Annotated in this window: 8 protein-coding genes; 6 read left to right on the top strand and 2 right to left on the bottom strand. The window is 49.7% G+C overall.

Annotation, left to right across the window (positions count from 1 at the left end):
• Positions 1-272: 272 nt before the first annotated feature.
• The 3 genes from HQ41_RS07690 to deoC all read left to right on the top strand — a co-directional run bounded on the left by HQ41_RS07690 (position 273) and on the right by deoC (position 3053).
• Positions 273-1652: a tryptophanase gene (locus HQ41_RS07690; protein ID WP_044190102.1), complete on the top strand. Its 1380-nt coding sequence runs from the start codon at positions 273-275 to the stop codon at positions 1650-1652.
• A gap of 179 nt (positions 1653-1831) precedes the next feature.
• Positions 1832-2200 (top strand): nucleotide pyrophosphohydrolase, encoded by a 369-nt coding sequence (locus HQ41_RS07685; protein WP_044190123.1) that lies wholly within the window; start codon positions 1832-1834, stop codon positions 2198-2200.
• Positions 2181-3053 (top strand): deoxyribose-phosphate aldolase, encoded by an 873-nt coding sequence (gene deoC / locus HQ41_RS07680; RefSeq protein ID WP_044190100.1) that lies wholly within the window; start codon positions 2181-2183, stop codon positions 3051-3053. The genes HQ41_RS07685 and deoC overlap by 20 nt, the downstream gene beginning before the upstream one ends.
• 95 nt (positions 3054-3148) lie before the next feature.
• On the opposite strand, the gene HQ41_RS07675 is transcribed toward deoC, so the two are convergent.
• Together HQ41_RS07675 and HQ41_RS07670 are read right to left on the bottom strand one after the other, a co-directional pair.
• Positions 3149-4045, bottom strand: a complete 897-nt coding sequence (locus tag HQ41_RS07675) for a hypothetical protein (RefSeq protein ID WP_152567370.1) — start codon at positions 4043-4045, stop codon at positions 3149-3151.
• A 51-nt stretch (positions 4046-4096) separates the two neighbouring features.
• Positions 4097-6706, bottom strand: a complete 2610-nt coding sequence (locus HQ41_RS07670) for a S9 family peptidase (protein WP_052405351.1) — start codon at positions 6704-6706, stop codon at positions 4097-4099.
• Between the two features lie 750 nt (positions 6707-7456).
• On the opposite strand from HQ41_RS07670, the gene argS reads away from it, so the two are divergent.
• From argS to mnmA, 3 genes are all read left to right on the top strand, one after another.
• Positions 7457-9253 carry an arginine--tRNA ligase gene (gene argS, locus HQ41_RS07665; protein ID WP_044190094.1) on the top strand — a complete coding sequence of 599 codons (1797 nt, stop codon included), beginning with the start codon at positions 7457-7459 and terminating at the stop codon, positions 9251-9253.
• Positions 9254-9401: 148 nt separating this feature from the next.
• Positions 9402-11090: a phosphoethanolamine transferase gene (locus HQ41_RS07660; protein WP_161780596.1), complete on the top strand. Its 1689-nt coding sequence runs from the start codon at positions 9402-9404 to the stop codon at positions 11088-11090.
• A gap of 79 nt (positions 11091-11169) precedes the next feature.
• Positions 11170-12354, top strand: coding sequence for a tRNA 2-thiouridine(34) synthase MnmA (gene mnmA, locus HQ41_RS07655; RefSeq protein WP_081964806.1), 1185 nt, complete (start codon positions 11170-11172; stop codon positions 12352-12354).
• Positions 12355-12463: the final 109 nt, after the last annotated feature.

Raw genomic sequence — 12463 nt, 5'->3', positions numbered from 1 at the left:
AAGCGTTTGCAAATGTATCGTTCTAGGTGGTTATTTCCATTGGACTGGAGAGGAGTGCCAAAACGAAGTCGGACACAATCTAGAGCCTCCTAGGCTCCAAATACACGGTCTGCCGTTTTTCTCGCTAGTCTAAAGCGTTTCTCTCATCAACATTCTGAAATTTGGGCTAAAATATAAATCTCGCCCGAGGAGGTTGGTGTTTGTTTTTTCGTAACTTTAGCCAGAATTCAATTCACTAAAAAATGTCTTAATTATTAACCAAGAGAATTGTTATGAAGTTACCTTATGCCGAGCCGTACAGGATCAAGATGGTAGAGCCTATACGGGTATCAACACGAGAAGATCGCGAGCAGTGGATTCGTGATGCCAAGTACAACCTTTTCAAGCTCAGAAGCGACCAAGTATTCATTGACCTGCTGACCGACTCGGGTACTGGAGCCATGAGCGACAGACAATGGTCGGCGATGATGCTAGGGGACGAAAGCTACGCAGGAGCATCGAGTTACTTCAACATGAAGAGTGCAATCAAGGATATCCTAGGCTTCGACTACTTCCTGCCCACACATCAGGGGCGTGCCGCCGAGAATGTGCTCTTCTCTACTATTGTCAAGAAGGGCGATATCCTCCCCGGCAACTCTCACTTCGACACGACCAAGGGGCATATAGAGTTTCGACAAGCATACGCACCAGACTGCACGATTGATGCTGCAGCCGACACACAGATCGAGCTACCATTCAAGGGCGAGATGGATCTGAATAAGCTCGAGAAGATCCTCAAGGAAACACCCAAGGAGCAGATCCCATGCGTGGTGCTCACTGTGACCAACAATACCGCAGGGGGGCAGCCCGTATCTATGAAAAATATCCGTGAGACCTCGGAGCTGTGCCGCAAATATGGCATTATGTTGCTGCTCGACTCGGCACGCTTCGCCGAGAATGCCTATTTCATCAAGACTAGGGAGGCAGGCTACGCCGACAAGAGCATTAAGGAGATCGTGCGAGAGATGTTTTCGTATGCCGACGTCATGACGATGTCGAGCAAGAAGGACGCTATCGTCAATATGGGGGGCTTCGTTGCTTTCAAGAGCGAGGAGCTGTGGCGTCGCTGTCAGATGTTCTGCATCATGAACGAGGGCTACATCACATACGGTGGTATGAGCGGGCGAGATATGAATGCTCTGGCACAAGGTCTGGACGAGGGTACCGAGTTCGATACGCTCGATGCACGTATTCGTCAGGTTGCTTATCTTGGAGCTAAGCTCGACGAGTATGGCATTCCCTACCAGCGTCCAGCAGGTGGCCATGCCATCTTTGTAGACGCCAAGCAGGTGCTTACCCATGTGCCCAAGGAGCAGTTCATCGCTCAGACCCTAGGCGTTGAGCTATATCTGGAGGCTGGTATCCGTGGTGTGGAGATTGGTTCCATTCTGGCAGATAGAGATCCCGATACACGTGAGAATCGCTATCCAAGACTCGAGCTACTTCGCCTTGCGATCCCTCGCCGCACCTATACGAACAACCATATGGACGTCGTAGCTGCGGCCTTCGCCAATGTCAAGGAGCGAGCCGATCACATCACCAAGGGCTTCCATATCATACACGAGCTACTAGTGATGCGTCACTTCACCGTAGAGCTGGAGCGTGTAAAGTAATTTCGCAGAGCCACATTGGACCAAATAGACAAGCCGTGCCACAGAGCCCACTCAAGTGGATCCGTGGCACGGTAATTTATTCGCTAGGTGGTCAAGAGGCAGGCTTCAGTGAGCATATTCTCCTGCACTCCCGTTATTCTTTACTACCTTTGGCAAACATTTTAGCGGTATTTCTCTTCATGACGACGGAACACAGACACAAGGCAGAGCTCAGCCTCAGAGAGGCTCAAATGCAAGTAGATGGCTGGATCAAGACCTACGGCGTACGCTACTTCGGCGAGCTAACTAATATGGCGATACTTACCGAAGAGGTCGGCGAGCTGGCTCGAGTGATGGCACGCAAATACGGCGACCAAAGCTTCAAGGCAGGCGAGAGCCATGATCTGGGTGATGAGATGGCCGATGTGCTGTGGGTGTTGCTCTGTCTGGCCAACCAGACGGGTGTAGACCTAACTGAGGCTTTCGCACGCAATCTGGAGAAGAAAACGAGCCGAGACAAGACTAGACATATCAATAATCCTAAACTAAATGGAACAGACAATAAGTAAGTACGAAGAGGCTTTCGCTTCGTTTGCCCCAGCCCTCATGGGCGAGGCGCTACAGAGTGCCATAGCCAAGATCCTCGATGCCGAGTTTGAAGCTAATAATACGGTAGAGGTTAAGAAATTTCTCCACGGCACGATTGACCTCACGACCCTCATGGGCGCAGACACGGAGACCAAGGTTGCCAAATTCACAGAGCAGGTCAATGACTATGATGGGCTAGACGACAGTATCTCCAACGTAGCAGCCATCTGTGTGTACCCCAACTTCGTGAGCACAGTGCGTGAAACCCTTACTGCACCAAACGTACGTGTAGCTTGTGTTAGTGGCGCATTCCCAGCCTCGCAGAGCTTCATCGAGGTTAAAATTGCCGAGACCGCTCTCGCCGTGGCTGCTGGAGCAGATGAAATAGACATCGTGCTCAACCTCGGCAAGTTCCTAGAGGGCGACTACGAAGAGGCAAGCAGCGAAATCGAAGAGCAGAAAGCGGCTTGTAGAGATGCACACCTCAAAGTAATCCTTGAAACGGGTGCACTCGCCGAGCCAGAGGCCATTCGTCGTGCCTCTATCCTCTCGCTCTATGCAGGGGCAGACTTCCTCAAGACCTCTACTGGTAAGGAATATCCCGGTGCTAACCTAGAGGCTGCCTACATCATGTGTACGGTGCTCAAGGAGTACCACACGAAGTATGGCCACAAGCGAGGCATCAAGTTCAGCGGTGGCATCAAGACTGCCGAAGATGCGGTGAAGTACTACACACTCGTCAAGCATATCCTCGGCGAGGAATGGCTAACGCCAGAGCTGCTACGCATCGGAGCAAGTAGCCTAGTGGCGAATCTGCACAAGGAAATTCTATAAGGCGAGTGGACCTCATCCTACAAATTAGCCCCGCTGGAGAACATCTCTTAGGAGATCGCTCCAGCGGGGCTAACTGTTTCTAGGCTGTCGGCAGCCTATTTCTTCTTGTAGGTAATCGTGCGCTTGGTGACGAGCGTGCCTGTGAGTTCGCCCTTGCCGTCATAGCTCTTGACCGTTTTGCGTGTCCAGTTGCTCTCTCGGTCTAGCTCGTATTCTATCATTTGTTTGCTTTCGACCGAGCCGTTAAGCAAGGTTTCTGAGCTCGTCACGAGTCCCTCTCTGTTGTACTTAAACTTCGTAACCTTCTTGACGCTACTCTTGTTGGCGTAGGTGGTCTGCTCGGTCTGTACAATATTTCCTAGATCGTCGTATTGGTAGTCGTTTCTCTGCGAAGGTTGTCCGTCAAGATATGTGTATATCCAAGCAATGCGTCCCTTCTTGTCTTGGGCGCAGTAGGGCTGATCCTTGGGGCTCTCGACCCCATCTCTTACGATACGTATGCTTACCTCTCGCTTGGCGTAGTCGTACATATAGCGCACTTCTTGCTCTACCTTCTCCCCCTGAATGCGTCGCTCAAGTACCATATTGCCCGCCTTGTCGTAGAAGTAATTGACTGTATATGGCCTAGAGGGCTTGTGCTCTACATAGACTGCAGAGATCACAGGACGCCCCAGCTTGGGGTGTGTGATGTATGTGTAGCGCTTAGCGTCTGAACCATGCTCGCTGTGTGTGATTGCTTCTACTAAGTAGGGAGGTTGGAAGATGCGTTCAACCCTGCTGAACATGACGCCCTCGATCTCGCTAGTCATCTGAGTGACGGAGCCGACGAGCTCGAAGTCGTGCACCAGATATTCGCCAAGAAGTGGGATTCTCCCCTTGAAGAAGGGTTCTTTCAGTTCGTCAATCTTGGGTGGCTTAGGTACGTCCTTCGACTTTTTGTCACACGAAGCTAGCACCAAGAGTGCAGCGATAAGCAAACAAATTCGTTTCATAAGTCTAGTATTTGATGAATGTTTATACCCTCAGGTCCTACTCTGACAGGGCTATACGCCGGTCTTGGGGAAGAGGTCGTCCCACCATGTAGGGTTGTCTTGTAGGTACTTGGCGAAGAATGCCATGATCGCCGAAGACCATTCGTACCGCTTCTGCGGATCCAAGATGTGATGATCCTCCCCATATACACCAACGAATTCGACTGGCCTTCCTAGTATGCGCAACGCATTAAACATTTGCCAGCTCTCTCCTGCGGGGACATTAGTATCCGACAGACCGTGAATGAGCAATAGTGGGGTGTGGATTTTGTCCGCCAGATAGAGTGGACTCTGTTCGGTGTATAGCTTAGGGTTATTCCACGGATAGCTATCCTTGCTGGCAATCGTGCTGTACCCCACGCCCCAGAAGCCTTCGCCCCAGTAGGACGCAATGGCAGAGATCCCTGCATGGCTGACTGCTGCTGCGAAAATATCCGTCTGAGTCTGTAGGTACTGCGTCATAAAGCCACCATAGCTCGCCCCCATACAGCCGATTTTCTTGTCATTGACGAAGGCGTGTGCCTTGCAGAAGTCTTTGACCGCTCCGATGATTTCGTCAGCCGTACGCTTACCCCATGCGTTGATGTGGCGTGCGGCGAACTCCTGTCCGTAGCCAGTGGCCCCACTGGGGTTGAGGCTATAGACAACGTAGCCAAGTGAGGCGTACATGGATAGAGAATAAGCCCCCTCGAAGCCGCGATGTACCGGTGAGGTGCCGCCATAGTAGTAGACCAGCATCGGGTACTTCTTGCTGGGGTCAAAGCCATGAGGTAGATAATATCGTCCCTCGATGCGTGTGCCGTCTGGTGCAGTCCAATCCCAATCCTTGACCGTGCCCGCCTCTAGATGCTGCATCTTCTCGGCTGCGAAGTCGTAGACCAGTTGCTCCCGACCCCGCTTGGTATCTATGGCGTAGAACCGATCGGAGCTAAGTGCGCTCTGCCCGACATAGACCAGCTCCTGACCTCGGCGAGAAACAGCAAAAGACTTGACAACCTCCTCCCTCTGGCTGAGTCTGTTGGTGCGTCCCGTCGCCAGATCAATCTTATAGATCGCCCGCTCGTCGCCTACCTCTGCTAGGCAATACGCCTCGAAGCGATCTCGTGGTACCTGCACAGAGGCGATCGTGCGATCCAGCGATTTGGTAAGTGCTCTGGCGGAGTTACTGGCTCTATCGTAGAGGAATAGCTGTTCGTCAAAGACATTCACTGCACTGCCTTTGGGCACAACCGCACCGATATAGTCGAAGCTAGCAGCGGACCCTTTGACGACCAAATGCTGATTGTCCGAGGTGTAGCGTACGCTAGATATGTCTATCGAATTGGCAAATAGGGTATCGACCGCCATTGTACCTAGATTGAGCTCGTAGAAGTCCGACTTCCTAAACGGACTTTTGGCGGGCGTAGGGGTATGCACGGAGAATATGAGCTTGCTATCGTCCGAAGCCATATCTTGTAGCATTGTCCCTCGAGAGCCGAAAGTAAGGCGTCTATAAGTTTCTGTCTTTAGATCAAAAACGGCCAAGAAGCTCCTGTCCCTAAAACCCTTGATCCGCTCATCTGCCGAGGCGAAGCGGTCGAGGGTCTTTTTGTACTCTGGCCCCTTGTCCTCGGGGAAGAAGACGAGAGCTGTTTCATTGGGCGACACGATGTAGCGCCCCTCTGGGATCTGCCGGCAGATGAGCTCACGCATCATCGTCGTAGGGTCGAGATAGTATAGGCTACGTCCATAAGCCGAGGCTTCGTCGAAGTAGAGCCTATCTTGCTTCGGTAACCACTGCGCTCGAGCCGCCACGCCCGATAGCTCCCCGATGCGCTTAGTGCCTCTGTATAGGTACGCACGGTGATGGCTTGGCTTACCTGCCACTGGCTCGGTCAGGTAGAGGATACTGTATTGACCCGAGGGGGAGATACGTACCCCCGAGAGGGTTGAGCCATAGATCATATAGCTGAGATCGGGGTATCTCGTAGGCTCGGTTAGCAGACGAATATCTGCGTCTGCTCTATCGGGTGTAAAGCCTGCCCTTAGGCTAATGGTCTTGGAGGCCTTTTCCTTATTGAGCGGCTGTACTTTGAGCAGAAGCGTATGCATCTCGGGCGCAAGGGTAATGGGTAGCCGAGTAGATGCTGTACTATCGGCCAAGGCCTTCCCCTGACCAGAGCCTATCTTCTTGCCATTGTGGTAGAGCTCCCACGGCGCATCGCACTCGATGCTGACTTTTCCCTTGGCATAGCTGCCAGAGAGCAAGTAGAAGCCATAGAGATGAGCCTGTAGCTCCTGATTCGAGGCAAAAGGGGCGGTAGTCGTCGTGAAGACGCCTTGGTCATCGGCCCCAATCGTTCGATAGATATTGCTCTCGGGGCTAAGACTGATGAGGCTAGAGGCTGATGCGCCTAAGTCGAATGGCCGTGCGTGTACATCGAGGCTATCCGATAGGATTGGCGCACCGATGGAGATTGGCCCTCGGTAACGCAGCTGTGTGGCAGGGAGCTTGGGGCGCTCTACCTCCTGCGTGGCCTTAGTCGATTGATGACTGGGAATGCTGTCTGTCTGTGCTACTGACCCGAAAGTCGCTAGTAGCGTAAAAGCAGCGAATAGCGATAGCGTATAACGTGTATGCATAGAGTTGATGATGATTGTTCGTTATCCTCACAAATTTAGCCAAATAAACGTGAGCTCTCGCTCTTGATAGTTTTTGTTACGTGTCACAGAGCCTCAGCCCGCTAGTGGCTCAGATTTGGCGATTTCTTGCAGACGTTTGTCGCTTTTTTAGTTAAGGATTGTTAAGAATTTATTGAAGAGTTTGGTGGAATGGGGGGGCGTTTGTTAAGGGCGTTTGGTCAGTTGAGAGCAATTGATGGGAAGATTTATTCGGATTGGTGGGCTAATCTGTTGAGGTATGTCCATCAATCGGCAAGGATTGATGGGTCGAAAATCTCAAAACTGTGCTACGAACGTATGGAGTTGCTTTGGATTTGATTTTATATGTTTGTGTAGTAGTGGTTTATGTCGTAGGCCTTTTGGACGGGTTGTTTTTGTTCGGTTAGGGGCTAAGTGCTAAAACAAGTTCGGACGCGGTGTAGAGCCTCCTAGAGGCCAAATACGCAGTCTGCCACTTTTGGGGTTACTATCCGTAGCCTATTGGGCTTATGCTCCAATACCTCTCCAAACATATAAATTCTACTGCTTGATTTGTATATATTTGTTAATTCATAGGCATCACATACTTTAGCCCCAAAGAGTAGATGCAGTACTGTTCCATGAAAAGCCGTCAATCAGGGAGAGGGGCATACCCCTGCTACTAAGATCTGGGAAATTTAGGATTGAGGCGTTTTTATTAACTTTGTAGCTTAAAATCAATTCAAAAACTCTATGTCGATTATCACTAAACTCAATACAGCGATTGCTCGTGCCGTAGAGGCTCTTTATGAGCAAACCCCAGCCGAGGCTCAGATTCAGTTACAGAAGTGTAAGAAAGAGTTTGAGGGGCATCTCACGCTCGTGGCTTTCCCTCTGCTCAAGATCAGCCGTAAGTCCCCCGAAGTTACGGCTCAGGAGATTGGCGACTATCTGCTGGCGCACGAGCCTACTGTTGCTGCGGTGCAGGTCATCAAAGGTTTTCTCAACTTGACGATTGCCTCATCAGCTTGGCTGGAGCTCTTCGATGAGATTGCCTCGACACCCAACTATGGGCATCGTGTGGCAAGCGATGAAGATCCGCTAGTGATGATCGAGTACTCATCTCCCAATACCAATAAGCCCCTGCACCTAGGTCATGTGCGCAACAACCTGCTGGGCTATAGCCTTGCAGAGATTCTCAAGGCCAATGGTCAAAGGGTGGTCAAGACCAATATCGTCAATGATAGAGGCATTCACATCTGTAAGTCGATGCTTGCATGGATCAAGTGGGGTGAGGGAGCTACGCCCGAGAGCCGTGGCGTCAAGGGCGATCATCTCATAGGCGACTTCTATGTGCTTTTCGACAAGCATTACAAAGCGGAGGTCAGCGAACTCATGGCCACGGGTAAGACTAAGGAAGAGGCTGAGGCTGCCTCTACGCTAATGGCTGAGGCTCGAGACCTGCTGCGCAAGTGGGAGGAGGGCGATGAGGCAACCGTAGCCCTATGGAAGCGTATGAACCAGTGGGTGTATGCCGGCTTCGACGAAACCTACAAGCGTATGGGAGTAGATTTTGATAAGATTTACTACGAGTCCGACACTTACCTTGTAGGGCGGGACGAAGTACTTCGTGGGCTAGAGGCTGGTATCTTCACTCGTGACGAGGACGGCTCCGTATGGGCAGACCTTACCGCCGAGGGGCTCGACCGTAAGATTCTATTGCGCTCGGACGGCACTTCTGTCTATATGACGCAGGATATTGGTACGGCTAAGCTACGCTTCGTGGATTATCCGATCAATAAGATGGTCTATGTGGTAGGTAACGAGCAGAATTACCATTTCCAAGTCCTATCAATCGTACTTGACAAACTCGGCTTTGAGTTTGGTAAGGGGCTGGTACACTTCAGCTATGGCATGGTAGAGCTACCCGAGGGTAAGATGAAGAGCCGTGAGGGAACGGTAGTCGATGCCGATGATTTGATGGCGGAGATGATCAGTACCGCACACGAGATCGCCCAAGAGCAAGGCAAGGCTAAGGATATGGACGAGGCGGAGGCTCTAGAGGTCGCTCGCCGTGTAGGCTTGGGTTCGCTCAAGTACTTTATCCTCAAGGTAGATCCACGCAAGAATATGACCTTCAACCCCAAGGAGTCGATCGACTTCAATGGCAATACTGGTTCGTTCATTCAGTACACCTACGCACGTATTCAGTCGCTGCTGCGCCGTGCAGCAGAAGCTGGCATGAGTATTCCCGAGCGTTTCTCAACGCTGGGTCTAGCTATTGCTCCTAAGGAAGAGGAGCTTATTGCTCGTCTAGCCGAGTATGCCGAGGTTGTAGCCGAGGCTGGCCGTAGCTATAGCCCTGCCGTCGTGGCGAACTATACCTACGAGTTGGTGAAGGAGTACAATCAGTTCTACCACGAATTCTCGGTACTCAAGGAGGAGGACGAAGTGGTGCGTGGCTTCCGCTTAGCTCTAAGCCGTGAGGTCGCCTCGACAATCCAGCGAGGCATGAGCCTACTCGGCATCGAGATGCCCGAGCGGATGTAGCAAGAAGGTAGGATATAGGAGTACATTATTGCATAATTCTATGAGATTTATTGCTCGGATTAGGAGTGTGTATACTTATTGTTTCGAGAAGTATAGCGCAGGTCTAAGTGAAGGCCTTTGGGTTCTTGTGCTACTTTTTTTGCTACAGATGAGCCTTAACTCGGTCTTTATTTTTAAGAGTTATAACCTTCTTCCCGAAGGTGAAAGCCTAATTGTAGGTATTAGTCTGTGGGGGGCAATGATGAGAGCTGCTTTGCGTTCTTTATTTTGGTCTGTCATCTCTTGGTGGGGGTATGCTCTTCTCGCTAGTCATCGTATTAATAAAATTATCTGGGGCACGGCAATTATTTTAGTTTCTCTTCTGCTATTTGTGGCAGAGAGTTTTATGCTCTATCGGTATGGTATGGTGTATACTCAGAGTGTAATTCAAGTCTTGGCCGGGACCAATCCTAGAGAGGCAAGTGAGTACTTTGAGGCATCATTTGATGTTTCCATGCTTATACTTGTTCTGCTCGTAGGTTTTGTAATTGTTTGGACTGTGATGAGATATGTATCTTGGGCCAAGGGTAAGCGCTTTCGGTTTGTTCCTGTTCTTTTTCTCCTTTCGATTCCTCCAGTGGCAGTTGTTTTGGGGTACTCTACCCCCCGTACTTACCAGAAAGTTATGGATAGCGGGCAGGCTTATGATTTGACTATTGCTCCTTATGATCGCCTGCTTTGGAATACAGTAGGGTTTATAAGGGAGTCGCATGCTATTTCAGATGCAACTAATCGTATTGCTAAGATTGATATAGGGGAGCTGAAAGAACAGAAGTATGTAACTACCCCCCCCCAGAGTCAGTTACATGTTGTCGTAGTAGTAGGCGAAACGCTCAGAAGAGATTATATGCATTGTTATGGCTTCCCCCTCTCCAATACACCCGGCCTAGATTCATTATTGGTTACGGGAGATCTTACTGCCTATACGGATGTAGTTAGCCCTGCTCCCAATACAATAGAATCCTTAACTAAGGTTTTTACATATCAAACAAATGAAATGCAAGGAAAGTGGTACGATTACCCTGCCTTGCCTAGTGTATTTTCCAAAGCAGGCTATTGGGTAGAGTGGACGAGCAATCAAGAAAGTACTGGAACTTTTATACAGCCACTAAATACATTTGCGAAACTCTCGGATGGATACAAGTATGCGAATGCTCGTAGTATTGATGAGGAACATGATCATACTAAGAGTTTCTATGACGAAGATCTTTTGCCTTATCTACAGACAACCAGTAGGGCCGAGGAGGCTGGTAAAAGAGGGTTGATACAAATCGTTCATCTTATGGGTTCACACCCTGTTTATGGAAAACGTTTCCCAAAGTCATTTGCTAAGTTTTCTCCTGACAGTTTACCTGTAAGACGAGCTCCAGATAAGGATCAGGTAGTATCTGACTACATAAATAGCATCTACTATAATGATTATGTAGTCACACAGATTATTAATTTTTACTCAAAGAGAGCCGCCATTGTAGTCTACTTTTCTGATCATGGAGAGGTAATCTATGATGATCCCAGAAATCCAAATTACTGTGATCACGGCATGCTTCCCCAAGGTGTGTCAGTCCCTTTTCTTGTTTATTTAAGCCCTGAGGTACGTAGAGAATATCCCGATTTATATGATAAAATTCGGGGTAGTAAGGATCGTCGCATTATGCTTGATCTTTTTACTCATTCCCTTGGAGGATTATTGGGAATTCAGAATAAATACAGTGATCCTACACTAGATTTCTTTTCTGATGAGTACGATGAAGATAGACCTAGAATTATTAGAAGTTTCTCGCAGGAGCTAAGGCTGTAGACTGCATATTAAACATATCTCTCGCATATAGACATTAAGAATATTCTCTATTCTGCTGATTAATGAGTGCTAGTGAACAATGGATATAGATAGGCTAGTAGCTCCGTTGAGGGAGCGGATCGAACGCTCGGGGGTAAAGGATCCTCGTGTGGCGGCACTCGTGTCGGGTGGTGTGGATAGTAGTGTCGTCGTACATCTGCTATGCAAGGCTGGTATTCGGCCTACACTTTTCTATATCCAGATCGGCATGGATCGAGATGGGTTTGAGGATTGCTCTTGGGAAGATGATATTGCCATGGTACAGATGCTCGCTCGTCAGTACAATTTGCCCCTAGAGATCGTACCTCTGCACGACGAATACTGGGCTAATGTGGTGCAGTACACGATCGACACGGTGCAGCGCGGCCTTACGCCCAACCCTGATATGATGTGCAATAAGCTCATCAAGTTCGGGTGCTTTGAGGAGAAATGGGGCAAGGACTTCGACTTCATTGCGACGGGGCACTATGCTACTACGACCTACGTTGGCGATCGCCTCTACTTATCGACAGCTCCAGACCCTGTCAAAGATCAGACGGACTTCCTTGCTCAGATTAACTTCGCTCAGATTAGCAAGTTGCTTTTCCCTACTGGACATCTGACTAAAGCGGAGGTTCGAGCAATCGCCGAGGAGGCTAAGCTCCCCAGTGCACACCGCAAGGATAGTCAAGGCATCTGCTTCCTTGGTAAGGTAAACTATAACGAGTTTATTGAGCGTGCACTTGGTACGAAGCCCGGGCGTATCATTGAGCGAGAAACGGGCAAGATGCTCGGCTGGCACAATGGTTATTGGTTTCACACGATCGGTCAGCGTAAAGGGCTTGGGTTAAGCGGAGGACCTTGGTTCGTAGTTAAGAAAGACATCAAGCGCAACATTATTCTTGTGAGCCGAGGTTATGATCCAGCCGATCAGTACGGCCAGCATATCCAGACTCAGGAGATGAATTTCATCAGTTTGGACCCATGGAGCTACGAGGCTTCACTCGTAGCAGGCCAAGAGGTTGTCGTCCCAGAGAGTAGTAGAGAGCCGTTGGAAGTGTGTTTCAAGATCCGTCATACTCCGGAGTTTGCTCACGGTACGTTGCACTACGATGCTGGCATGGGGCTATATCGCCTTGATAGCCATGAGCGGATTCAAGGGATTGCTCCGGGGCAGTATGCTGTCATCTACGATACGGCTCATCGGATTTGTTTTGGTAGCGGTATGATTGATAAGGGCTGGTAAATTTACCTTTCTTGAGACCGTTGCACGGTATTTTGCCTCTTTTCGGCTAGAAACGTTGTGTATATCCCTGATTATTACTATCTTTAATATGTAATTAACTGTATCGACA

Origin of the sequence: Porphyromonas sp. COT-290 OH860, assembly GCF_000768935.1 — a bacterium.
In the GTDB taxonomy this organism is placed as follows: domain Bacteria; phylum Bacteroidota; class Bacteroidia; order Bacteroidales; family Porphyromonadaceae; genus Porphyromonas.
Note: the sequence above shows the minus strand (reverse complement) of the source record. Positions and strands in the feature narration are given on the sequence as shown.